At 74.5% G+C, this 23,465-nt stretch carries 19 protein-coding genes; 9 read left to right on the forward strand and 10 right to left on the reverse strand.

Annotated features, from left to right (window positions below):
- Positions 1 to 2,295, forward strand: a 2,295-nt coding sequence (locus VGL20_13710) for a S8 family serine peptidase (protein ID HEY2704735.1), incomplete at its 5' end; no start/stop codon positions are given.
- Positions 2,296 to 2,308: 13 nt separating this feature from the next.
- Here VGL20_13710 and VGL20_13715 read toward each other — a convergent pair.
- Complete coding sequence (locus VGL20_13715; GenBank protein ID HEY2704736.1) at positions 2,309 to 4,054, reverse strand: hypothetical protein; 1,746 nt, start codon at positions 4,052 to 4,054, stop codon at positions 2,309 to 2,311.
- Between the two features lie 120 nt (positions 4,055 to 4,174).
- Between VGL20_13715 and VGL20_13720 the strand changes: the two genes are divergently transcribed.
- Together VGL20_13720 and VGL20_13725 are read left to right on the forward strand one after the other, a co-directional pair.
- A complete protein-coding gene (locus VGL20_13720) occupies positions 4,175 to 5,014 on the forward strand; it encodes a glycosyltransferase family 2 protein (GenBank protein HEY2704737.1) in 840 nt (279 codons plus the stop codon).
- Positions 5,015 to 5,069: 55 nt separating this feature from the next.
- Positions 5,070 to 6,119: a UDP-glucuronic acid decarboxylase family protein gene (locus tag VGL20_13725; GenBank protein ID HEY2704738.1), complete on the forward strand. Its 1,050-nt coding sequence runs from the start codon at positions 5,070 to 5,072 to the stop codon at positions 6,117 to 6,119.
- On the opposite strand, the gene VGL20_13730 is transcribed toward VGL20_13725, so the two are convergent.
- Positions 6,068 to 6,928 (reverse strand): SDR family oxidoreductase, encoded by an 861-nt coding sequence (locus VGL20_13730; protein ID HEY2704739.1) that lies wholly within the window; start codon positions 6,926 to 6,928, stop codon positions 6,068 to 6,070. The two genes, VGL20_13725 and VGL20_13730, sit on opposite strands and share 52 nt — an antisense overlap.
- A gap of 107 nt (positions 6,929 to 7,035) precedes the next feature.
- On the opposite strand from VGL20_13730, the gene VGL20_13735 reads away from it, so the two are divergent.
- Complete coding sequence (locus tag VGL20_13735; GenBank protein ID HEY2704740.1) at positions 7,036 to 7,587, forward strand: hemerythrin domain-containing protein; 552 nt, start codon at positions 7,036 to 7,038, stop codon at positions 7,585 to 7,587.
- Positions 7,588 to 7,623: 36 nt separating this feature from the next.
- Here the strand turns inward: VGL20_13735 and gmd are convergent, their stop codons facing one another.
- From gmd to VGL20_13770, 7 genes are all read right to left on the reverse strand, one after another.
- Positions 7,624 to 8,610 carry a GDP-mannose 4,6-dehydratase gene (gene gmd, locus VGL20_13740; protein HEY2704741.1) on the reverse strand — a complete coding sequence of 329 codons (987 nt, stop codon included), beginning with the start codon at positions 8,608 to 8,610 and terminating at the stop codon, positions 7,624 to 7,626.
- A gap of 55 nt (positions 8,611 to 8,665) precedes the next feature.
- Positions 8,666 to 9,865, reverse strand: coding sequence for a glycosyltransferase (locus VGL20_13745; protein ID HEY2704742.1), 1,200 nt, complete (start codon positions 9,863 to 9,865; stop codon positions 8,666 to 8,668).
- Between the two features lie 55 nt (positions 9,866 to 9,920).
- Positions 9,921 to 12,275: a glycosyl hydrolase family 18 protein gene (locus tag VGL20_13750; protein ID HEY2704743.1), complete on the reverse strand. Its 2,355-nt coding sequence runs from the start codon at positions 12,273 to 12,275 to the stop codon at positions 9,921 to 9,923.
- A 144-nt stretch (positions 12,276 to 12,419) separates the two neighbouring features.
- Positions 12,420 to 13,535 carry a glycosyltransferase family 1 protein gene (locus VGL20_13755; protein HEY2704744.1) on the reverse strand — a complete coding sequence of 372 codons (1,116 nt, stop codon included), beginning with the start codon at positions 13,533 to 13,535 and terminating at the stop codon, positions 12,420 to 12,422.
- Positions 13,523 to 14,587, reverse strand: coding sequence for a glycosyltransferase family 4 protein (locus VGL20_13760; GenBank protein ID HEY2704745.1), 1,065 nt, complete (start codon positions 14,585 to 14,587; stop codon positions 13,523 to 13,525). Before VGL20_13760 ends, VGL20_13755 begins: the two co-directional genes overlap by 13 nt.
- A 29-nt stretch (positions 14,588 to 14,616) precedes the next feature.
- The gene (locus tag VGL20_13765; protein ID HEY2704746.1) at positions 14,617 to 15,798 is read right to left on the reverse strand and encodes a glycosyltransferase family 4 protein; all 1,182 of its coding nucleotides are present in this window, start codon (positions 15,796 to 15,798) and stop codon (positions 14,617 to 14,619) included.
- The gene (locus tag VGL20_13770) at positions 15,795 to 16,193 is read right to left on the reverse strand and encodes a hypothetical protein (protein HEY2704747.1); all 399 of its coding nucleotides are present in this window, start codon (positions 16,191 to 16,193) and stop codon (positions 15,795 to 15,797) included. Before VGL20_13770 ends, VGL20_13765 begins: the two co-directional genes overlap by 4 nt.
- 201 nt (positions 16,194 to 16,394) lie before the next feature.
- On the opposite strand from VGL20_13770, the gene VGL20_13775 reads away from it, so the two are divergent.
- Entirely contained in the window at positions 16,395 to 17,750 is a 1,356-nt protein-coding gene (locus VGL20_13775) for a CHAP domain-containing protein (GenBank protein ID HEY2704748.1), read from the forward strand.
- Between the two features lie 35 nt (positions 17,751 to 17,785).
- Positions 17,786 to 18,400, forward strand: a complete 615-nt coding sequence (locus VGL20_13780) for an HAD-IB family hydrolase (protein ID HEY2704749.1) — start codon at positions 17,786 to 17,788, stop codon at positions 18,398 to 18,400.
- A gap of 13 nt (positions 18,401 to 18,413) precedes the next feature.
- On the opposite strand, the gene VGL20_13785 is transcribed toward VGL20_13780, so the two are convergent.
- On the reverse strand, positions 18,414 to 19,304 hold the full coding sequence (locus VGL20_13785; protein HEY2704750.1) for an ABC transporter permease: 891 nt from the start codon (positions 19,302 to 19,304) through the stop codon (positions 18,414 to 18,416).
- 70 nt (positions 19,305 to 19,374) lie between these two features.
- Here VGL20_13785 and VGL20_13790 point away from each other — a divergent pair, with 70 nt between their 5' ends.
- Genes VGL20_13790 through VGL20_13800 form a run of 3 tightly spaced genes read left to right on the forward strand, consistent with a single transcriptional unit; the run spans position 19,375 to position 23,455 of the window.
- Positions 19,375 to 19,851 carry a hypothetical protein gene (locus VGL20_13790; GenBank protein HEY2704751.1) on the forward strand — a complete coding sequence of 159 codons (477 nt, stop codon included), beginning with the start codon at positions 19,375 to 19,377 and terminating at the stop codon, positions 19,849 to 19,851.
- A gap of 2 nt (positions 19,852 to 19,853) precedes the next feature.
- Positions 19,854 to 21,056, forward strand: coding sequence for a glycosyltransferase family 4 protein (locus VGL20_13795; protein ID HEY2704752.1), 1,203 nt, complete (start codon positions 19,854 to 19,856; stop codon positions 21,054 to 21,056).
- On the forward strand, positions 21,053 to 23,455 hold the full coding sequence (locus VGL20_13800) for a glycosyltransferase (protein ID HEY2704753.1): 2,403 nt from the start codon (positions 21,053 to 21,055) through the stop codon (positions 23,453 to 23,455). The genes VGL20_13795 and VGL20_13800 overlap by 4 nt, the downstream gene beginning before the upstream one ends.
- The last annotated feature ends 10 nt before the right edge of the window (positions 23,456 to 23,465 follow it).

The raw sequence follows: 23,465 nt of genomic DNA on the forward strand, positions 1-23,465 counted from the left end.
GCGGTGCTGACGGCCCTCGCCGCCCTCGCCCTGGGGATGTCACCGGCCTCCGCGGCGGTCCCCGGCGCCACCGTCGCCGCGGCCGCCACCGCCGCCGTCACGGTGGCCGCGCCGGCCTGCGGACAGGTCCGCGCCCAGCACGCCAGCTGCTTCGCTCGGATGCACGTCAGCCGCGATCAGAGCGGCCGGGTTCGCCCGGCGGCCACCTCGGCGCCCGCCGGTGGCTACACCCCGAGCGACCTCCAGGCCGCCTATGCGCTGCCGGTGAGCAGCGGCAGCGGCCAGGTGATCGCCGTCATCGACGCCTTCGACACCACCTCGGCCGAGGCCGACCTCGCCGCCTATCGGGCCCGCTTCAACCTGCCGCCCTGCACCACCGCGAACGGCTGCTTCCGCAAGATCGACATGGGCGGCGGCTCGAACACCTACGGCTGGGACATCGAGACCTCGCTCGACCTCGACACGGCGTCGGCAGGGTGCCCCCGGTGCGGGCTCATCCTCGTCGAGGCCCGCTCCGACAGCTTCGGCGACATCTATCCCGCCATCCAGCGGGCGATCGACAGCGGCGCCACCGAGGTGAGCATGAGCTTCGGGATGACCGAGAACCCCGACGAGCTCAACCACGACTACCTCTTCAACCGCTCCGGCATCGCGTTCACGGCGGCCACCGGGGACTGCGGCTACGGGACCAGCTACCCGGCGGCCTCGCCCTACGTCACCGCCGTGGGCGGCACCACGCTCCTCCCCAGCGGCAACCTGCGGGGGTGGCGTGAGACCGCCTGGGTCGGGGCGACCGCCGACCCCAACAGCTGCGGCGGCTCGACCGCTCCCACCGGGGCGGGAAGCGGCTGCAGCCGCTACGAGCAGAGGCCCTCCTGGCAGGCCGACGTGGGCTGCCCCAACAACGGCCGCGCCGTCGCCGACGTCTCCGCGGTCAGCGATCTCAGCACCGGCGTCGCCGTCTACGACAGCGCCGCGGGCGGCTGGATGCCGATCGGAGGCACCAGCGCCGCCGCGCCCTTCATCGCCGGGGCCTGGGCGCTGAGCGGCGGGCTCGGCTACTACGCCCCCGGGGCCCAGGCCTTCTACCAGAACGCCGGCTCGATCAGCGACGTCACCGCCAACACCCACCCCGCCGGGGTCTCCTGCAGCCCCAGCCTCCTCTGCAACGCCGGGCCCGCGTACGACGGTCCCACCGGTCTCGGCAGCCTGGTCGGCGGCCTCGTCGCCCCCGCCCTGGTCAGCGCCCCCTCGAGCACCGGCAGCGCCGCCTTCGGCGTCTCCTGGTCGCCGGGCGCCGGGGTGATGGTCGGCTCCTACACCCTGTGGGTGCAGGACAACTCGGGCCCCTGGGTGCGGTGGACCGACACCTCCGCGACCAGCGCCACCTTCCACGGCTTCCCCGGGCACACGTACACCTTCCATGCCGAGGTGCACAACGGGCGGTTCGACAGCGGCCCGCCCAACGGCCTCGGCGACGCCACCACCTCGGTCTCCGGCTCGGCGCAGACCGGTCCCTTCACCGGCCTCTACGCGGTCGACGCCTACGGCGCCCTCCACCCCGGCTCCTCGCCGCCGCTGGCCACCACCGCCGAGTGGCCGGGGTGGAGCATCGCCCGCGGCCTGGCGCTGGCGCCCGGGGGCGAGGGCGGCTACGTGCTCGACGGCTACGGCGGGCTGCACCCGTTCGGGGCCACCGGGGCGATGCCGCCGGGCCTGGCGGCGAGCGCGTACTGGAACGGCTGGGACATCGCCCGCGGCCTCGCCGTCGCCCCGGACGGCCAGGGTGGCTACGTGGTCGACGGCTGGGGCGGCCTCCACTCCGTCGGCAACGCGCCCGGGCTGGCCGGCACCGCCTACTGGCCGGGGTGGGACATCGCCCGCGGCATCGCCCTGAACGCCTGCGACCCCTCGGGCCGGGGCGGCTGGGTGCTCGACGGCTGGGGCGGCATCCATCCCTTCGGCAGCGCCCCCGGGCTCGCCGGCACCGCCTACTGGCCGAACTGGGACATCGCCCGGGCGATCGTGAGCACCTGCACCCAGGGAACCCCCGGCGGCTACGTCCTCGACGGCTGGGGTGGCATCCATCCCTTCGGCAGCGCCCCGGTGCTGACCGGCAGCGCCTACTGGCCGAACTGGGACATCGCCCGTGGCATCTCCGTGCTCCCCGGTGGCGGCGGCGGCTACGTCGTCGACGGCTGGGGCGGCTTCCACCCCTTCGGCGGCGCCCCCAACGTCGACGGTCCGGTGTACACCCCCGGCCGCAACCTGGTCCGCGGCGCCGCCGCGGGCTGAGCCGCCCCGGTCCTCAGGGGTGGACGTCCCACCACACCGCGACCCCGCCGGTGACCTCCGGAGGCCGCCCCAGCAGCACCTCGAAGAAGCGCGCCAGGCCCGCGCTCCCGGGTGAGGGGCCGACCACCACCGTGCCGACCCTCCCCGCGGCGAGCGCCTCCAGGTAGGGCGCCCGCTGCGCCTCCGAGAGGGTCGCGGGAGGCGCCGCCAGCCCGCCGTCGAGGGCCGCGAGCTCGGAGGACAGCGGCGAGGTGGGGGCGTTGAAGTACGGCCCGGGTGTGAAGACGCCGCCCTGCCGGGTGCGGTAGCGCATCCCCGCCTCGGCCTGCCACAGCATCGGCCGCAGCTCGTAGTACGGGGTCACCAGCACCGAGGATCCCTCGGGGATCCGGGTCACCGCCGCGCCGGTGAAGAAGGCGGGGACCCGCGCCGGGGTGCTCGGGAAGGGGAGGGCGGGGAGGAGGGGCAGCAGCGCGACGACCACGGCGAGGACGCCGGCGCCGCGCCACCGCCGCGACCGGGCACCCAGCGCGCGTCCGAGGAGCACGGCGATCACCACGCCGATCAGCAGGTAGGTGAAGACCATCAGCCGGATGGGGAGGACGTTCTCCATCAGCGGCAGCCCGCCGACCACCCTCCAGGGGAGGTGGATCGACGTCGGCCTGCCTCCGAGGTGCAGCCGTGGACCCATCGAGAGCACCGCCACCACCAGGCCGAGCAGGGTGGCGAGGACGACCACCCGGTGGCGGCGGAGCACGACCAGAGACACCGCCAGCAGGAGCAGCAGCGGGATGCCGACGTAGGGGGCGGAGTCGAGGGCCGGGAACCGGCCGAGGACGGGCAGCAGCTCCACGTCGTTGGGGACCACGAAGGAGGTGAGGTCGGCGACGAAGGTGTCGCGGGGCTGGAGGAGGCCACCGACCCGCTGCGGCCCGAGGAACTGCACCCCGAGCGGATACGCGGAGAGCACCACGGCGACCAGGACCGCCACCCCCAGCACCCGCGCGGCGTGGGGGGCGCGACGCCGCACCTCGGAGGGGTTCAGCAGCGCCAGCAGCGCCACCCCGATCGCGCCCACCAGCGCGCCGGCGGCGACCAGCTCCTCGCCGATGAGCAGCTGGGCGGCGACGAGGACGCCGAGCGCCGCGCCCAGCACCCTGCTGGAGACCCGCTGCCGGATCAGCATCTCGTCGGCGATCAGCAGCAGCAGCGGCGGGAGCACGGCGATGCTCAGGTGGAGGTGACCGCGGGCCTGCATCAGCATGTACGGGCTGAAGCCGTAGAGCAGGCCGCCGACCGCGGCGGCGACGGTGCTGGTGGTGTAGCGGCGGATGGCGAGGAACGCGCACCACGCCGAGAGTGCCAGCGCCAGCGTCGCCAGCGCGTTGTAGGCGACCAGCGGTCCGAGCAGCGCGGTCACCGGCCACATCACCAGCGCGGGCAGGGGGATCGACGTGTTCCACATGAGGTTGGCGCCGTCGGGGAAGTGCAGGTAGTCGGTGAACAGCGGGCTGTGGCCGTGGGTCACCGCGAACGGCGTCCAGCGCAGGTACCACGCGAACAGGGGCGCGTCGGCGTCCACCCCGGCCCAGCTGGGCTCGGCGGCGAGCCAGGTGCCGGCGAGCAGCGCGACCGCGAGCAGGAGGTAGACCGCCAGCATCGCGGTCGCCACACCCGGCCGCCGCCGCCGCGGCCGCGGCACCGAGAGCTCCCGCTCGGGGGTGGCCGGTTCCAGCGGGAGGGCGGTCGTCGTGGCCACGGCCGGGGCACTCTATCATCGTCGCGAGCCACTCCGAGGGCCGGTTCGAGCGCCCGCCATCGGCCTCCGGCGTCGTGTAGAGTGCGGGCGCCGCCGCAGGCGCGCCACCGGGACACAGACGTGAGCCAGAACGCGAGCCCGACCCCGTACCTGTCGGTCCTCGTGCCCGCACTCAACGAGCAACGCACCCTCGAGCGGATCCTCGACGCCGTCCTGGCGGTGGATGTGTCGCTCGAGGTGGTGCTCGTCGACGACGGCTCGACCGACCGCACCTGGGAGATCATGCAGGCGCGCGCCGACGGCTCACGGGTGCGCGCGTTCCGCCACGCCCGCAACCAGGGCAAGGGCGCCGCGATCCGCACCGCGCTGGGGGAGGCCCGCGGCGAGGTGGTGGTCATCCAGGACGCCGACCTGGAGTACGACCCCGCGGACTACCCGCGACTGCTCGAGCCGATTCGCAGCGGCAGGGCGCAGGTGGTCTTCGGCAGCCGGGCGTTCAGCAGCCACACCGCGTACTCCTTCTGGTACGTCATGGGCAACCGGCTGGTGACCCTCGCCACCAACCTCCTGTACAACTGCTACCTCTCCGACATGGAGACCGGCTACAAGGTGATGCCCCGCGACGTCGCCCTCTCCCTCGGTCTGCGCGCGCGCGGCTTCGACATGGAGCCCGAGATCACCGCCAAGCTGCTGCGCATGGGCCACCGCGTGTACGAGGTGCCGATCGGCTACGCGGCACGCTCGCGCGAGGAGGGCAAGAAGCTCACCGCGACCGATGGGCTCAAGGCGCTGCGCACCCTTGTCCGCTACCGGCGGTGGCGGCCGCCGGCCGGCGCGGTGACGCCGGCGCCCGGCTCACCGCCCTCCGCCGTCTTCGAGGTCGAGCCCGGGCGGCCGCAGAACGGTTCGGTCGAGACCGCGGTGAGCGCCGGCGTCTCCCCTCCCCACGCCGGCGACTGACCGTGCCATCATGCTCGGCGCCGGGCCGGGCGGGCCCGCGGTTGGAGGGGCGGCGGTGCGCAGGGTGGTCATCACCGGCGGTGCGGGCTTCATCGGGTCGCACCTGTGCGACCGGCTGCTCCACCGTGGGCTCACCGTGGTGTGCCTCGACAACCTGCTGACGGGGAGCGCCGACAACATCGCGCACCTGCTCAGCAACTCGCGCTTCTCGTTCCGCCACTACGACGTCACCGAGTACCTCTACGTCGAGGGCGAGGTCGACGCGATCCTCCACTTCGCGTCGCCCGCATCGCCGATCGACTACGCGCAGATGCCGATCGAGACGCTCAAGGTGGGCACGCTGGGGACCCACAAGGCGCTGGGCCTGGCCAAGGCGAAGAACGCCCGCTTCCTGCTGGCCTCGACCAGCGAGGTGTACGGCGACCCGGAGGTGCACCCGCAGCCCGAGGACTACTGGGGGAACGTCAACCCGGTCGGTCCCCGGGGGGTGTACGACGAGGCCAAGCGCGCCGCCGAGACCTTCGTGATGGCGTATCACAACGCCCACGGCCTCGACACCCGCATCGCCCGCATCTTCAACACGTTCGGGCCGCGGATGCGCCGCAACGACGGGCGCGCGGTGCCCGCCTTCATCGGCCAGGCGCTGGCCGGCGAGCCGATGACCGTGTTCGGCGACGGCTCCCAGACCCGCAGCCTGTGCTACATCGACGACCTCGTGGACGGCCTGGTGCGGCTTCTCTACTCCGACTACCACCTGCCGGTGAACCTGGGCAACCCCAGCGAGATCACCGTCCTCGAGCTCGCCGACATGATCCGCCGGATCACCGCCAGCCCGAGCGCGCCGGTCCACCGGCCGCTGCCCGTCGACGATCCGCGCCGCCGCCGGCCCGACATCTCCACGGCGAAGCGGCTCCTCGACTGGCAGCCGCAGACCAGCCTCGAGGACGGGCTCGGCCGCACCATCGCCTGGTGGACCGAGGGAGGCCCGCACGCCCGGATCGTGGGTCGCGCCACCGGGCGCTGGGAATCCTCGCCGGCGAGGGCGGACGGCGCTCAGCCGGGCATGGTCTCGCCCCCCACCGGAGCCAGCACCTCACCGCTGTAGAACGCGGAGAGGCGCTCGGAGGCGAGGAACACGTACGAGGGTGCGATGTCGTCGGGGTGCGCCGCCTCCTTCATCGGCACCTGCTCGCCGAAGCCGGCGACCCTCTCCTCGGGCATGGTGGAGGGGATGAGCGGCGTCCACACCGGGCCCGGGGCCACCGCGTTGACGCGGATGCGGCGATCGACCAGCGCCTGGGCGAGCGAGTAGGTGAGCGCGTTCACCGCGCCCTTGGTGGCGGCGTAATCGATGAGGGTGCGGTTGCCGCGGAGGCCGTTGATCGAGCTGGTGTTGATGATCGCCGCGCCCCGGGGCAGGTGGGGCAGTGCCTCGCGGGTCATCCAGAAGTAGCTGTAGATGTTGGTCCGGAAGGTCCGGTCCCACTGCTCGGTGCTGATCTCCTCCGGTGACTGGACCGGTGCCTGGTAGGCGATGTTGTTGACCAGGATGTCGAGGTGGCCCAGTCCCTCGACGGTGCGCCGCACCGCGTCGCGGCAGGCGGGCTCGGTGCTGAGGTCGCCGCGGATGAGCAGCGCTCGCCGCCCCGCCGTCTCGATCAGCCGCCCGGTGTGCTCGGCGTCATCGTCCTCGCAGAGGTAGGCGACGGCGACGTCCGCACCCTCCTTGGCGAAGGCCACCGCCACCGCGCGGCCGATGCCGGAGTCGCCGCCGGTGACCAGCGCCACCCGGCCCTCGAGCTGGCCGGTGCCGCGGTAGTCGGCCATCTCGTCGCGGGGGCGAGGACGCATCGCGTCGGTGCGCCCGGGGTACTCCTGCTGCTGCGGGGGGATGCCGGTCTCGTGGTCGCCCATGGCGTGTCTCCGTGGGGTGTGGACCCGGCGACCCTTCGCCGAGGGTACATGCTGATATGGTAGCTATCACGTAAAGTGACCGTCACCTTTCTGGGAGGCCACCCCGCATGGATGCCATCGAGCTGCTCACCCGCGACCACCGCGCCGTCGAGGAGCTCTTCAGCCAGTTCGACGGCGGCGACGACGAGACCAGGAGGACGGCGGCCGAGGGCGTCATCCGCGAGCTCTCGATCCACGCCGCGATCGAGGAGGAGTTCTTCTACCCGATGGTGAAGAAGGAGGTCCCCGAGGCCGCCGACATGGTCGATCACGGGATCGAGGAGCACCAGGAGGCGAAGCAGGTCCTCGCCAAGCTCGACGAGATGATCGACAAGGCCCACACCAAGGCCTACGCGGAGAAGATGCAGCGCCTCGAGAAGCTCATCGGCGACCACGTCGAGGAGGAGGAGAACGAGCTCTTCCCCAAGGTGCGGGAGGCGCTCACCAAGACCCGGCTCAACGAGGTCGGCACCCTGATGAACAAGGCCAAGAAGGCGGCGCCGACCCGCCCGCACCCGAACACCCCCGCCAACCCGCTGGTGCAGGCGACGGCCGGCAAGGCGGCCGCGGTGGTCGACCGGATGCGCGACGCGGTCTCGGGGCGCACCGAGCGCCGCTGACGCCGGGCCGGTCAGGGCAGGGGCGTCGCCGCCGGGTCAGCCGCCGGCGACGCCCTGGCTGAGCGCGGCGCGGTGGGCGGCGAGGTCGCTGTCGACCATCCGCGCCACCAGCTCGGAGAAGCTCACCGTGGTGGTCCAGCCGAGCTTCTGGCGCGCCTTGGTGGCGTCACCGATGAGCAGGTCGACCTCGGCGGGTCGCATGAACTTCTCGTCGGTGACGACGTGGTCGTGCCAGTCGAGCCCGACATGGGCGAATGCGAGCGCGCAGAACTCCTCGACGCTGTGGGTCTCGCCGGTGGCGATGACGTAGTCGTCGGGGGCGTCCTGCTGGAGCATCAGGTGCATCGCCCGCACGTAGTCGCCGGCGAAGCCCCAGTCGCGCTGCGAGGTCATCGTGCCCAGCGAGAGCTGCTTCTGCAGGCCCAGCTTGATCTTCGCCACCGCGTTGGTGATCTTCCGGGTGACGAACTCGAGGCCGCGCCGCTCCGACTCATGGTTGAACAGGATCCCGCTGCAGGCGTACATGCCGTAGCTCTCGCGGTAGTTCACGGTGATGTAGTGGCCGTACACCTTGGCCACGCCGTACGGCGAGCGGGGATGGAAGGGGGTGGTCTCGGTCTGCGGGGTCTCGCGCACCTTGCCGAACATCTCGCTGCTCGACGCCTGGTAGAAGCGGATGTTGGAGTTCACGGTGCGGATCGCGTCGAGCATGCGGACGACACCGAGGCCGGTGATCTCGCCGGTGAGCGATGCCTGCTTGAAGGAGAGGCCGACGAAGCTGATCGCACCGAGGTTGTAGACCTCGTCGGGCTGGCACGTCTCCAGCGCGGCGATCAGCGAGGACTGGTCGAGCAGGTCGCCCTCGGCGAACTCGATGCCCGGGCAGAGCCGCTCGACCATCGCCAGCCGCGGATTGTTCTGGCCGCGCACCAGGCCGTGCACTGTGTAGCCCTTCTCCAGCAGCAGCTGGGCCAGGTAGGTGCCGTCCTGGCCGGTGATCCCGGTGATGAGAGCGGTGCTCAGCTCGGCTCCTCCACGTTCACGGCCGTCTCCGCGCGCGGCGCCGCATGATACGGGATCAGCGCCGGAGCGGCGACCGGCGTTCCGCCTCGTCGACCAGGGTGGCGATCCCGGCGAGCACCGCCTCCCACCGGTAGCGGCTCTCCACGAAGCGGCGGCCCGAGGCCCCCAGGGCGGCGGCGCGGTCGGGGTCGTCGAGCAGGCCGGCGGCGGCGGCGGCGAGCTCGGCGGGCCCGTGGTAGAGGACCGCCCCCCCGCTGCGCCCGGCCTGGCCGGCGAGCGCCGGCGACGCGCCGTTCAGCAGCGCCGGGCGCCCCACCGCCCAGGCCTCGACGGCGAGCAGCGACTGGCTCTCGAGGAAGCTCGGCACCACCACCGCCGCCGCTCCCGCCACCGCGTCCCAGAGCAGCGACCGCTCCAGCCGGCCGGCGCGCACCACCCCGGGCTGGGCGCCGGCGGCCGCCCCGGCGTCGCCGGCGAGCACCAGGGTGGCGTCCGGGTGGCTGCGACGGAGCAGCGCCAGGGCGGTCAGCAGCTCGTCGATCCCCTTGCCGGTGGCGGCGCGGCCGGCGTGGAGCAGGTAGGCCCCGGTCAGCCCCAGCCGCGCCCGCGCCCGGGCCGGGTCGACGTCCACGGGCGCCTCCAGGCCGACGTTGCCGACCCGCCAGGCCCGCTCCGCGGCCGCGGGATGCGCGGACTCGAGCAGGGTCCGCTCCTCGGGGGTGGCGTAGAGGAAGCCGTCGATCGCGTCGACCAGCCGGGCCACCGAGCGCAGGCCGAGGGGGCGCTCCTCGTGGGCGGCGGGCATCAGCAGCCGGGCGCCGCGGCTGCGCGGGGCGCCCCGCAGCACCGGGTGGTAGAGGTAGGGGAGGAAGAGGGTGGGCGCCGCCGGGGCGGCGGCGAGGGCGCGCACCAGCCCGGGGGCGTAGGGGCCCTGGAGGGCCACCCACAACGCCTCCGGGCGGAGCCGCGGGGGCAGCCGGAAGAGCACCCGGCTGAGCTGGTGGAAGAGGCGGGGAGGGCGACGGATGGCGGTGGGGAAGCGGTGCACGGTCACCGGGCCGTCGCGCCCGGTGCCGGCCGGCTCCCGGTTGCGCCAGCTCACCGCGTCGACGGCGCAGGTGGTGAAGACCTCGACCACCCAGCCGGCGGCGGCGAGGCGCAGCGCCAGCTCGCGGGCCACCCACTCGGCGCCACCCACCACGGCCTCGCCGAAACGCGGGGTGACGATGCGCAGCCGACGCTCGCTCTCCGGCACCGGGGCATTCTGCACTCCCTGGCTCTCTGCGCTCACCCGCAGAACGGAGGGGGACTCAGCTCGCGATGGCGCCGCGGACCAGGTCGTGGCCGGGGGTGTACACCGGGCCGTCGACGTTGGGGGCGCCGCCGAAGGGGTGGAAGCCGCCCCAGCCGTCGACGACGTAGCCGCCGCCGCCCCCGGGGAGGACGGCGATGCCACGGGCGATGTCCCAGTTCGGCCAGTAGGCGCTGCCGCTCAGCGTCGGCGCGCTGCCGAAGGGATGGATGCCGCCCCAGCCGTCGAGGACGTAGCCGCCGGGCCGTCCCTGGGTGCAGGTGCTCACGATCGCGCGGGCGATGTCCCATCTCGGCCAGTAGGCGGTGCCGCCCAGCCCGGGGGCGCTGCCGAAGGGATGGATGCCGCCCCAGCCGTCGAGCACCCAGCCGCCCCGGCCGGAGGGGTCACAGGCGTTCAGGGTGATGGCGCGGGCGATGTCCCAGCGCGGCCAGTAGGCGCTGCCGCTCAGCCCGGGGGCGTTGCCGAAGGGATGGAGGCCGCCCCAGCCGTCGAGCACGTAACCGCCCTGCCCGCCGGGGGCGAGGGCCAGGCCGCGGGCGATGTCCCACCCCGGCCAGTAGGCGGTGCCGGGCAGCCAGGGCGCGCCGCCGACGGGGTGGAGGCCGCCGAACCCGTCGAGCACCTGGCCGCTCTGCCCGCCCGGGGCCATCGCCAGGCCGCGGGCGATGTTCCACCCCGGCCAGGAGGCGGAGGTGGTCATCGGCGGGGAGGAGCCGGGATGGAGGACGCCGTAGCCGTCGACCGCGTACAGCCCGGTGAAGGGCAGGGAGCGGGCGGCGTTGGCCGCGATCTGGGTGCTCGCCTGCACCGGGGTGGCCGCGTTGGGCGCCCCCGAGCCATGGCCGCCGGCGCCGAAGGCCTCGGCGTAGAAGCCGTAGCCGTGACCGGCGAAGCCGTGGAACGTCGCCGAGGTCGCCGCGGTGGTGAGCCACGCCACCCAGTCGCCACCGTCCTGCCGTGACCAGATCCGGTACGAGGTGGCCGGAACGCTGCCGGCGTCGACCCCCCAGGTGACGGCGACGTCGGTGCTGCCCACCGGTCCGGCCGGCGCGGTGACGTGGGCCACCGGGGCGTGGGACACGTTGACATGGCCGCCGATCAGGTCCCACAGCTCGGTGCGGCCGTCGTCGTAGCCGAGCGCCCAGATGCCCGCGCCGCGCAGGTTCGACCGGTTGGCGAGGTCGTACTTGGCGCCGATCGAGGTGACGTCCTCGTAGTACAGCTCCCGCCAGCTGTTGTGGTTGGCGCCGCAGGGGTCGCCGGTCGCGGGCGAGTACCAGGTGGCCCACGGGGTCGCCGCGGTGGCGTCCCACTGCCGGGTGAGCTGCTGGGCGCAGGCGAAGTCGTCGAAGGTGCCGCTGTACGTCTGGGCCTGCGCGGAGCCGCTGTCGGGGGCGTTGGGGATGGGCCCGGCGACGTCCCACTTGTAGCCGTAGTAGGGGATGCCGAGGATGATCTTCGATGCCGGCGCCTTGCTCAGGTACTGCCCCACCAGGGTGGTGTCGTTGTAGGTCCAGCCGTTCAGCGGGGCGTCCGCGGAGGCGTGCTGCGGGGTGTTGTCGAAGTTCATGTCGTAGGCCATCACGAAGATGGCATCGACATTGGGGGCGAGCGCGCCGATGTTGAAGAGCCCACCGTCCCAGCTCGCCGAGCCCGAGTAGGTGTCGATGACCACCTCGCTGCCGCCGATGGCGGCGTGGGTCTGTGCGGTGAGCGCGCCCATGAAGCGGGTGAGGTCCTGGGCGATGGTCGGGTAGGTGGCCGACGCGGCGCCCTCGAAGTCGATGTCGACGCCGTCGAGGCCGCGCTGCCGGGCCAGGGAGACGGCGGTGGAGATCGCGGTCTGGGCGTGGCTGGGGACGCTGACGATGGAGGCGATGGAGGGCTGGTCGAAGCACTTCACCGTCACCAGCACCCGCACCCCGGCGGCGTGCGCCGCGCTCACCAGGTCGGTGAGCTGCTGGCCCTGCCACCCGGTCCAGCCGGCGTCGTTGATGGGATTGCCGTTGCCGTCGAGGGTGACCCCGAAGTACGCGATGGTGGAGAGCCGGGACAGCTGCCACTGCCTCCAGTTCGCCAGGTCCCAGTAGGGCGCGAAGCCGAGCATCTCGCGCGCCGGGCCGCCGACCGCGGCCGGGGTGGCGGTGGTGGCCGCCCGAGTTGTGGTCTGCATCGGCGACATCCGCAGCGCGGTGGCGGGCGCGGCGACGGCGGCGCCGAACTGCCGCTCCTGGAGGGCGTGCACGCCGACCCCGGGGTCGTGCATCCCCGGCGTCGGGGGGGCGCTCTGACCGGTGGCGCGCACCAGCCCGAGCACGGCGGCGGTGAGCACGGCGGTGAGCGCGGTCACGGCGGCGGCCCTGCGAAGACGGGTCGGCGGTGCGGAGACGTGGTGCTTCATGCGGGGACCCAGATGACGAGGACCGGGTGGGGTGGGTGGCGCCGTGCATGGTAGCTGTCCACCGCAGTGCTCACAACCTGTGGCATGGGTTCGTCACACTCCATGCAGGCTGCGGTACACCTCGAGGGTGCGCCGGGCGGTGGCCTCCCAGGTGAAGCCGGCCGCCCACTCCCGGCCCGCGGCGACCCGCTCGGCACGCTCACCGGAGTCGTCGACGAGCCGCCGGGCCGCCGCCGCGAGCGCGGCGGTGTCGCCGTCGTCGACGAGCAGAGCGGCGCTGCCGCCCACCTCGCCGAGCGCGGAGTTGCGGAAGGCCACCGCCGGGGTGCCGCACGCCATCGCCTCGAGCAGGGGCAGGCCGAAGCCCTCGTATCCGGAGGTGAACAGCAGGCATTCGGCGCCGCTGTAGAGCGCCACCAGCTCACCCGCCGGCAGGTGGCCGGTGACCAGGGTGCGCGCGGCGACGCCGGCGCGCGCCGCCGCGGCGGCCACGGCGCCGGCGTAGGCACCCTGGTCGCCGGCCACCACCAGGGTGAGACCCTCGAGCCGCGCCGCCGCCTCCATCAGCAGGTCCACACGCTTGCGCGGGTCGAAGGTGCCGACCGACAGCAGGTACGGCCCCTCCAGCCCCAGCCGGGCGCGCACCGCGTCGACCGCGGCGGCGGGCGCCGGGGCGAAGGCGGCGGCGACGCCGTGGGGCACCACGGTGATCCGGCCGGGGTCGACCCGGGCGAGACGGACGGTGTCCTCGGCGGTGCACTCGCTCACCGCCACCACCGCGTCGGCGTGGCGGAGGAGGCGCAGCGCGGCCAGCCGCTCGCGCCGCATCCAGGGGTAGAGGCGCGGGTAGATGAAGGGGATGAGGTCGTGGACGGTGACCACCACCGGCGCCGCCGAGCGCAGCGGCTGGGCCCACTCCACCGCGTGGTACAGGGTGGGTCGGAGGCGGTGCAGCGCGCGCATCACCAGCAGGTGGTCGGCGACCGGCTGGAGCCGCCGCTTCAGCACCGGGACCGCCGCCGCCCCGGACAGCCCCCACCGCTCCAGCTCCGGGGGCGGCGGCGCGCCGGCGCGGAGGAGCAGCGCGGGGCGCACCCCCAGCCCCACCAGCCCCTCGCAGAGGCCGCGCACGTAGGTGCCGATGCCGCGCACCGAGGACCGGTCCTGGAGCGCCCGCCCGTCGATGACCAGGCGGCTCAGCGCCCCCACCTCGGCCTCGGCCGCGGCGGCGGGGTGACCCCGATCCCGGCGAGCGCGGCCTCGAGCCTCCGGGTGATCGCCACCTCGGAGAAGTCGGCGAGCCGCAGCCGCCCCGCCGCCGCCATGCGGTCGCGCAGCCGCTCGTCGCCGAGCACCCGGCCGACCAGCCCGGCCCACACCAGCGGGTCGCGGCCGCCCACCAGCAGGCCGGCGCCGCCCAGGGTCTCGGGCACCGCCCCGGCGGCGTGGGCGACCACCGGCACCGAGAAGGCCATCGCCTCCAGCAGCGGGATGCAGAAGCCCTCGTGGTCGCTGGCGCAGGCGAAGACGCCGGCGGAGGCGTAGTGGGCGCCGAGCTCGGCGTCGGTCAGCCGCCGCCCGGGGATCTCGACCGCGTCCGCGACCCCGAGCCGCTCGGCGTGGCGGCGCAGCCCGGCGAGGTAGCCCCCGGTGTCGTCGGCGCTGCCCGCCAGCACCAGCCGGGCGTCGGGCACGGCGGTGGCGCGGAGCGCCGCGAGCACCCGGATCAGCTCCTCCTGGCGCTTGTTGGGGGCGATCCTGCCGACGAAGAGCACCACCGGCGGCTGCGCCGGCTGCGACCGCCGCGGGGACAGGCGGCGCAGGTCGACCGGGGGAGGCACCACCGCGTGCCGCCGCGCCCCCGCCGCCAGCGGCGCCTCCAGGTTGTAGGTGGAGTCGCCGATCACCAGGTCGGCGAGCGGCACCAGGCGCCGCAGCTCGCGCTCGCCCCGCTCCAGCCAGTAGACGACCCGGGGGCTGGTGCCCCGGTAGAAGTCCGGCGGTGTGATGTTGTGGTAGACGATCACCCGCCGCGCCGGGGTGCTCTCCACCATCCGGGCGAGCGGGGAGCCGATGGAGAGGTGGTAGAGGAGGGCGTCACCCCGTCCCAGCCGCCCCGGCAGCTCGTCCGCGGGACGGGCCTCGCGTCCGAGGCGTCGGTCGATGAGGTCGGCGTAGATCTCCGAGCGGAAGCCGAGGCGGCGGAGCATCGCGCGCATCCGCAGCACCGCCCCTCCGATGGCGTCGCCGTAGGAGAGCACGGGGAGCAGCTGGTGGACGGCGGCGGCGCTCAGCCGGCCAGCTCCCGCACCGCCGCCTCGAGCCGGCCGAGCACCGCCGGCCAGGAGTAGCGGCGGGTCACGTAGCCGCGGCCGGCGCCGGCCAGGGCGGCGCGCAGCCCGGGGTCGCCGCGGAGGCGGTCGACCACCGCCGCGAACTCCTCGGCCGAGCTCACCCAGACTCCGCCGCCGCTCTCCGCGCAGTGCTCGCGGGTGACCGCGCAGCCGGCGTCGACGATCGCCGGGGTTCCCGACAGCCAGCCCTCCATCAGCACCCGGGAGAAGCTCTCCATCCGCGAGAGCTGGACGCTCGCGAGCGAGGCGGCGAGGGCGTCCAGCATCTCCCCGTGGGCGACGAAGCCGAGGTCGTGCACCAGCGACCCGGCCGCCGCCGGGGGCTGCAGCGGGCCGCCCCCCATCGAGAGCAGGGTGACCGGCCCGCGCCGCGACAGCGCCCGGCCGTAGAGGGTCACGTACTCGAGGACGAGGTGGTAGTTCTTGCCGCGCTCGCGCCGGCCCGCGTAGGCGAGGGCGTCGCCCTCGATGCGGTGGCGGCGGCGGAAGCCTGCGCCGTCGACCCCGGGGCAGGCCTCGAAGCCCTCGCCGACCACGCGGTTCGGGGGCAGCCCGCCGAGCAGCCGGGCGGCGAGGTCGCGCTCCGCCTCGGTGTTGAAGATCAGCCCGGCGGCGCCGCGCAGGGTCGCCTGCACCGGGGCGAAGCGGGCGTAGGCCTCGTCGTGGAGGCAGGGGATGATCAGGCTGCGGTCGGGCCGCACCGCCGCCCCCAGCACCGTGCTGGCGAACAGGTAGGGGGCGAAGAGCAGCGCGTCGACCCGCGGAGCGGTGGCCGCGATCGCCTCCAGCATCGGCTCGCTGAACCCGGTGTTCTCGACCCAGGCGCGCTCGCCGCCCTCGCCGAGGCTGAGCCCGGCGTCGAGCACCGGCTGCTGGCGGGCGGCGAGGGCATGGTCGCGCGGACGGCTCACCCGATGGCGCCGCACCCGCACCCCGGCGACGCTGCTGTCGCCGGCGGGCAGCGCGTCCGCCCAGGTGTGGTGGTCGACGGCGCAGCTGGTGATCACCTCGACCTGGTGGCCGGCGGCGGCGAGCCGCTCGGCGTAGTCGCGGACCTGGGTCTCAGCCCCGCCGAGGATCTCCGGTCCGTAGCGGGGGGTGACGAAGGCGAGCCTCACCCATGGGCCTCGTCGCCGTCCTGGCCGGTCCCGCCGGCCTGCCGCTCGAGCCGCTCGAGCCTCGCCTCCAGGGCGCGGAGCTCCCGGAGGAGGGCGAGGTTGAAGCGGTTCTGGTCGTGGACGGCGGGGTGGATGTACCAGCTCAGCAGCCGGCGCAGGGCACGCTTGCCGAAGACCACGGCGGGCCCCACCACCGGCCGGCTGGAGCGCAGCGGGCGGCTGCTCTCGACGATGGCGAGCGCCTCGGGGGGCTCGCTCTCCTCCTCGACCGTGAAGCCGGCCCGGAGCCGGGCGAGCAGCTCCTCGGGGTACTCGCCGGCGGCCCGGCGCCGGGCGACCTCGGCCTCCACCTCGGCCACCAGGGCGGCCACGTCGACCCGGTCCTCCTGCAGCACAGCGCGGGCAGCCTACCAGAGCGGCAGCGCCGGAGAGAGGCCGCGACCCACCCTCCGGCAGTCCGGAAACCGGCGCGCGGTGCCGCCGTCTGTAACCGAAACCCGTGGCCGCAACCGCCGTCTCCGCGCGGTGACGGCGCAATGCGGTTTCGGTTGCGTCCCGACGAGTGCACGTCCGCCTCTGCTAGGGTCCGCCCCGTCATGCGCGTCCGACGCGTCCTTCTCCACGTTCTTGCCGTCTCTGTCGCAGTGCTGACTCCGGTGCTGCTGGCCCATCAATGGGCGGGCGCGCAGCCGGTTCCCTATGGCACGGTGCTGGTCGCCGGCGCCGACTGGGCGGGTGCGTCTGCGGCGCTCGGTGACCTCAACGTGTACAGCAACGGCGGTGGCAATCAGGACACCGCGCAGACCTACGGCCTCGAGTACGAATGCGTCGAGCTGGCCCAGCGCTGGGCGTCGGTGCGCTTCGGCGCGCAGCCGATCTGGCCGGTCGCCTACGCGTACCAGATGTGGGACGTGGGGCCACGGCTCAGGGTCCCGTGGCAGCAGCTCCCCAACGGAGGCGCGGTCGCCCCGCAGTACGGCGACCTGCTGGTCTTCGGCAGCACCTCCAACTCGCCCGCCGGGCACGTCGCCGTCGTCGCCGCCGCGGCGAGCGACCACGTCGACATCGTCGAGCAGAACTGGGGGCTCTCCAATCCCAGCGGCAGGGCGCGGCTGCCCATCGACGGCACCACGATGCCGGCGCGGCTGGGGATGCCGGTGATCGGCTGGCTGCGCGCCTCGCTGGCACCCCGCGGCCTCAAGGGCGCCGACGGGCCCGGCGGCTTCGCCCTCGACGGCTACGGCGGCGTCCATCCCTGGGGCAGCGCCGCGCCGGTGGCCCAGGCGGTGAGCTGGCCGGGCTGGGACATCGCCCGCGGCGTCGCCGTCCAGCCGGGGGGCACCGGCGGCTACGTGCTCGACGGCTACGGCGGCCTCCACCCATTCGGCAGGGCGCCGGCGGTGGCGGCCTCCGCCTACTGGCCGGGCTGGGACATCGCCCGCGCCGTCGGGCTGCGCCCCGACGGGGTCAGCGGCTACGTGCTCGACGGCTGGGGCGGCCTCCATCCCTTCGGCGGCGCCCCGGCGGTGGCGGCCACCGCCTACTGGCCGAACTGGGACATCGCCCGCTCGATCGCGCTCCGTGCCGACGGGGTCAGCGGCTACGTCCTCGACGGCTGGGGCGGGATCCATCCCTTCGGTGGCGCCCCGGTGATCCGGACCAGCGGGTACTGGCCCAACTGGGACATCGCCCGCGGCCTGGCGCTGCGTCCCGACGGCCGCAGCGGCTGGGTGGTGGACGGTTGGAACGGCATCCACCCGCTCGGCGACGCCCCGCCGGCCTCGTCGACCGCCTACTTCGCGGGCCAGGACATCGCCCGCGGCATCAGCGTCATCGACTCCGGCGGCGGCTACACCCTCACCGCCTGGGGACGGGTGCGCGAGTTCGGCGACGCCCCGCCGGTGAGCCTCTCCGCCAGCTTCGACGATCCCGTCGCCCGGGGGGTGGGCTAGCACCGGTTCGGGGCCCTCGGGGTACCCTCGGCTCGATGACTCGCCGGGTGGCCGCGTTCGACTTCGACGGCACCCTGAGCCGGAGGGACAGCCTGGTGCCGTTCCTGCACCGCCTCTGCGGCGGCCGGGCGCTGGCCCGGGTGGTGCTCACCCGGCTCCCGCTGATCCTCGCCGCCGGCGCCGGGGTGATCTCGCGCGGCCGGGCCAAGGAGGCGCTGCTCCGCGGCCTCGTCGCCGGGCTGCCGCTCGAGCAGGTCCAGCCGGTGGCCGAGGGCTTCGCCCGCCACCTGCTCGGCTCGGGGATGTCGCGCACCGCGCTCGAGCGGCTGGAGTGGCACCGCCGCCGCGGCGACCGGGTGGTGATCGTGTCCGCCTCGCCCGCCCTCTACCTCGCCCCCCTGGGCCGGGCGCTCGGGGTCGACGCGGTGCTCGCCACCGGCCTCGAGATCGATGCCGGCGGGCGGCTGACCGGCCGGCTCAGCGGCGGCAACGTCCGCGGGCCCGCCAAGGTGGCCCGCCTCGAGGACTGGCTCGGCGGCGAGCCCGCCGAGATCTGGGCCTACGGCAACAGCAGCGGCGACCGGCAGCTGCTCGCCCGCGCCGACCACGGGTTCCGCCGGCGGTGGCGGGGCTTCCGGCCCGCCCCCTGACCCGGGGCTCGGCTCAGAGGCTCTCCGAGAAGTGCGGCGCGAGCCGGCGGAAGAGCACCACCCCGATCACCACCACCGCGGCCACGATCAGCAGCGGCACCGCCACCGCCGGGCCGAGGATGGTCTCCGTCCAGGGCACCCGCGGGTCCTGGGTCACCAGGGCGTGGCGGAGGTCCTCGATGATCTGCGCGACCGGGTTGGAGGCCATCAGCCGGACCACGCCGCAGCTCGTCGGGGCGGGCTGGCCGGGCGCGGCGTGGCACAGGAAGCGCGGGCTGAGGGGGAACACCACCGCGGAGCCGTAGAAGATCAGCTGGGTCACGATCTCCCAGATGTGCCCCAGGTCGCGGTAGAAGACGAAGAGCGCGGAGAGGATCAGCGAGATCCCGATCACCAGCGCGTAGAGCTCGAGGAGCAGCGGCACGGCGAGCAGCGAGTGCCAGCCCAGCGACAGCTGGCGCGCCCCGCCCGCGATCAGCACGATCAGCGTCAGGTTGATGGCGAACGTCATCAGCGCGGTCAGGCTCGACGCGATCACCAGGATGGCGCGCGGGAACGACGCCTTGTTGATGAGGTTGCCGTTGACCACGATGGCGTTGACGGCGGTGACCGTGGTCTCGGAGAAGAACGTCCAGATGACGATGCCGACCAGCAGCTGCAGGGTGAAGCGGTCGGACGTCGCCCCCGCGTGCAGCAGCCGGTCGAAGACCGCGTACATGATCGCGAAGACCATCAGCGGCTTGAGCAGCGACCACACGTAGCCGAGCACCGACCCGGTGTACTTCAGCTTGAACTGCGTCATCGCCAGCTCGCGGGTCAGGTTGAGGTGACGCCGCATGCCCCGACCGCCGGACGGCGGCGGGGAGGGGGTGACGAGCGGTTCGGCTGAGGTCGCGGTGGCCATCGCGCGGGGCAGTCTATCGACCCCGGCTGGTACGATGCGGCCCCCCGTGCCCCAGCCAGCCACAGCCGACGTGACCGCAGACGCCGACCTCGACTACCTGGACGAGATCGCCTCCCGGGCCCTCGGCAACCCTCCCTCCCCGGGGGTTCCCGCGGCTCCGCCGGAGCCGCCGCCGGGCGCCGCCGCCGGGTTCATCGGCCGGGCCGCCGCCCACGCGCACATGGGGAGCCACCTCTCCGCGGCCGAGCGGATGCTGCTGTTCAAGCGCGGGGTGCTGCGCATCGCCCACCTCTTCTCCAAGGAGCAGGTGGTCTACAACGACAATGTGCTGAAGGCGCTGCGCGCCCTGGACCGGCGTCTCGCCGCGGTGCCGGGCCTGCTCGCCTCCGCCGAGGCCGACCTCGGCGACCTCGGGGACTCCGTCGACCGGCTCACCCGGGAGATGGCCGAGCTGCGCCGCGCCGTCGACGAGGGCGGGCGCCGGCAGCAGGCGCTCGCCGATGAGCTCGCCGCACTGCGCGCCAGGGTCGACACGCACCAGCCCTGAGCATGCGCATCGCCATCGCCAAGCCCGACTTCGGCGTCGTCGGGGGTTTCGAGAAGGTGATGTCGCGGGTCGAGCGCGAGCTGGTGTCGCGGGGGCACTCGGTGCACTGGATCGGCGTCGAGATGGACGCCACCAGCCCGGTCCCCTACGGCGTCGCGGTGCCGCGGTCACTGCGGCTGCGACTGCCCGCCTTCGTCCGCTACATGGCCGCGATGGAGGCGTTCCAGCGCATCGATGCGAGCGCGTACGACCTGCTGGTCAGCACCCAGCCGCCCTCGTTCGCCACCGGCCACCGCCGCCATCTCTCGCTCTTCTCCCACCACCAGCGGCTCTACTACGACCTCTGCGAGGTGTGGATCGCCGCCGGGTTCGCCGACGCCCGGCTGCAGCGGCACGCCGCCGCGGTGGTGCGCCGCGTCGACCACCGCCATCTCGCCCAGGTGAGCCTGTTCCTGGCGGCGTCCGAGGTGGTCCGCGAGCGGCTGCGCCACTACAACGGGCTGGAGGACAACGTCGGCGTCTACCTCGCCGGCACCGGCCTCCACGAGTCCGTGCTCGCCGCCGCGGCGCAGAGCGGTGCCGGCGCCGGCGAGCACGTGCTGTGCGTGACCCGCCACGAGTTCCCCAAGCGGGCGGAGCTGTTCGTGCACGCGATGGCGTACCTCCCCGAGGTCCGGGCGCGGCTGGTGGGCGGCGGCGGCCGGCTGGGCTTCGCCATCGACCTGGCCCGGCGGCTGACCGTGCCCGGGGTCGACCTCGACGCGGTGGGGGATGCCGAGCTGTGGCTCAACCGGGGGATCCTCCCCGACGGGGTGGCGGCGGCCTCCCCGCTGGTGGGGAACATCGCCTTCCTCGGCCACGTCGACGATGCCGAGCTCGCCCGCCTCTACGCCGGCGCCCTCTGCGTGGTCGCACCCGCCCACCTCGAGGACTACGGGCTCACCGTCATCGAGGCGATGTCGGCGGGCCGCCCGGTGGTGGTCTGCCGCGACGGCGGCGGGGTGTGCCTGCCGGTCGAGGACGGCGTCAACGGCCTCGTGGTCGAGCCCACCGGCCGGGCGGTCGCCGAGGCGGTGGCCCGGCTCCGCGACGACCCCGGGCTGGCCCACGCGATGGGCGAGCGCGCCCGCGAGACCGCCGCCGAGTACACCTGGGACCGCGCCATGCGGCAGATCATGGACGGCGTCGAGAGGCTCTGCGGATGAGGGTCGCGGTGGTCGCCCCCAGCCCCGTGCCCTTCACCCCCGGTGGCGCCGAGCGGGTGTGGAACGGCCTCGTCCGGGCGATCAACGAGAGCCCCGGCCACGTCGCCGAGCTGATCAAGCTGCCGGTGCGGGAGCACACCCTCGCCGGCCTGGTGGCGGGCTACGACGCCTTCGCCCGCCTCGATCTCGGCCACTTCGACATGGTGGTGACCGGCAAGTACCCGGCGTGGATGGTCGCCCACCCCAACCACGCCGTGTACCTGCTCCACCGGCTGCGCGGCCTCTACGACACCTATCACCTCACCGGGATGCCCGAGCGTGTCGACCTGCTCGACCCCGAGCTCGGCGGCCTGCAGCAGCTGATGCGCCGCCGCCGGGGCAGGGCGGCGGCGCTGGAGCTGATCGCCCGGCTCGCCGGGACGGTGCAGCGCCGCGGCGCCGACCACCCCGCCCTGGCCCTGCCCGGGCCCTTCGCCCGCGAGGTCGTCCACTTCCTCGACGGCGCCGCCTTCGAGGGGGTGCGGCGCCACCTGGCGATCTCGCGCACCGTCGCCGCCCGCCCCGACTACTTCCCGGCGGGCGCCGCCGTCGAGGTCGTCCACCCGCCCTCGGATCTGGGAGGGGCTCGGTGTGGGGGGTTCGACCACCTGTTCACCGCCAGCCGGATCGAGCCGCCGAAGCGCATCGACCTGCTGATCGAGGCGATGCGCCACGTGCCCCAGCGGGTCGAGCTGCTGATCGCCGGCGGCGGCCCCGACCTGGAGCGCTGCCGGGCCCTCGCCGCCCCCGACCCGCGGGTGCGCCTGCTCGGCCCGGTTGACCCCGGGCGGCTGCGCCACCTCTACGCCGACGCCCTGGCGGTGCCCTTCGTGCCCCGCGACGAGGACCTCGGGCTGATCACCCTCGAGGCGATGGCCTGCGCCAAGCCGGTGGTCACCTGCGACGACTCCGGCGGCCCCACCGAGCTGGTCGTGGACGGCCTCACCGGCCGGGTGGTGCCGGCCACCGCCGAGGCGCTCGGCGAGGCGCTGAGCGGCCTCTGCGCCGCCCCCGCGCTGGCCCGGCGGATGGGCGCGTCGGGACGGCTGCGGGCCCGCGCGGTGTCCTGGGAGGCGGTGGTCGAGAGGCTGCTCGCCCCGCCGCCGCCGCAGCCCACCGTGGGGGTGGCGCGCTCCGGCCGGCCCCGGGTGGTGGCGCTCTCCACCTTCGCGGTGCACCCCCGCCGCGGCGGCGGCCAGCTGCGCGCCCTCCAGCTGCTCGCCGCGCTCGGCCGGTCCTGCGACGTCGAGCTGCTCAGCCTGGTGCCCCACGGCGAGGCGATGCGCCGCATCGAGCTGGCCACCGGGCTGACCGAGACGGTGATCCCGAAGTCGGCGGAGCACGAGGCCCGCGAGCAGGAGATCGCCGCCGAGGTGGGGCTGCCGGTCACCGACATCGTCGCCGCGTCGCTGATCACCCGCACCCCGGAGTACCTCGACCGGCTGCGCGCCGCCGCCGCCGGCGCCGGGGCGGCGGTGCTGGTGCACCCCTACCTGCAGCCCGCGCTGGCGGCGGTGGCGGCGGGGCTGCCGGTGATCCACGACGCCCAGGACGCCGCCTTCCTGCTCAAGGCCGCGGTGCTGCCCGCCACCGAGACCGGGGCGCGGCTGCTGGCGGAGACCCGGGCGGTCGAGGGCGCGGTGGTGCGTGGCGCCGCCCTGGTCGCGGCCTGCTCGGAGGACGACGCCCGCGCCCTGCGCGAGGAGTACGGCGGCGACGCGCGCTTCGCGGTGGTGCCCAACGGCGTCGACGGCGGCGCCACCTCCTTCGTCGGCGGCGAGCGCCGCCGGCGCCGGCGGCGGCGCTGGCTGGAGGCGATCGCCGGCACCCTCGAGGGCGCCACTCCCTCCGGCTCGGCGCTCTTCATGGGCAGCTGGCATCCGCCGAACATCGAGGCCGCCCGCCGGGTGGTGGCGATCGCCGCCGGCCTGCCCGAGGTGATCTTCCTGATGGTGGGTGGCCACTGCGCGGCCCTCGACGGCGAGAAGCTGCCCGGCAACGTGGTGCTCTGCGGCGAGCTGCCCGACGCGCTGAAGCGCAGCCTGCTCTGGACCGCCGACCTCGGCCTCAACCCCATGCTCAGCGGCTCCGGCACCAACCTCAAGCTGGTCGAGTACTTCGCCGCCGGCCTGCCCGTCGTGTCCACCCCGCTGGGCACCCGCGGGGTCGACGCCCGCCCCGGCGAGCACCTCTGGACGGCGTCCGCGGAGGGCTTCGCCGCCGCCGTCGCCGCCGCGCTGCGGAGCCCGGAGGAGGCGGAGGGGATGGCGCTGCGGGCCCGCCGGCTGGTCGACGAGGAGCTCGACTGGGAGGTGATCGGCGCCCGGTTCCGGGACGCCGTGGTCGCGGTGCTTGCGTAGACTCCGGCCT

The organism is Candidatus Dormiibacterota bacterium, from assembly GCA_036495095.1.
GTDB lineage: Bacteria > Chloroflexota > Dormibacteria > Aeolococcales > Aeolococcaceae > CF-96.

Bases quoted from the DNA above. Each gene is read 5' to 3' on its own strand.
- VGL20_13730 (HEY2704739.1), bottom strand. From the start codon at position 6,928: ATGGGCGACCACGAGACCGGCATCCCCCCGCAGCAGCAGGAGTACCCC.
- VGL20_13735 (HEY2704740.1), top strand. From the start codon at position 7,036: ATGGATGCCATCGAGCTGCTCACCCGCGACCACCGCGCCGTCGAGGAG.
- VGL20_13775 (HEY2704748.1), top strand. From the start codon at position 16,395: ATGCGCGTCCGACGCGTCCTTCTCCACGTTCTTGCCGTCTCTGTCGCA.
- VGL20_13780 (HEY2704749.1), top strand. From the start codon at position 17,786: ATGACTCGCCGGGTGGCCGCGTTCGACTTCGACGGCACCCTGAGCCGG.
- VGL20_13785 (HEY2704750.1), bottom strand. From the start codon at position 19,304: ATGGCCACCGCGACCTCAGCCGAACCGCTCGTCACCCCCTCCCCGCCG.
- VGL20_13795 (HEY2704752.1), top strand. From the start codon at position 19,854: ATGCGCATCGCCATCGCCAAGCCCGACTTCGGCGTCGTCGGGGGTTTC.
- VGL20_13800 (HEY2704753.1), top strand. From the start codon at position 21,053: ATGAGGGTCGCGGTGGTCGCCCCCAGCCCCGTGCCCTTCACCCCCGGT.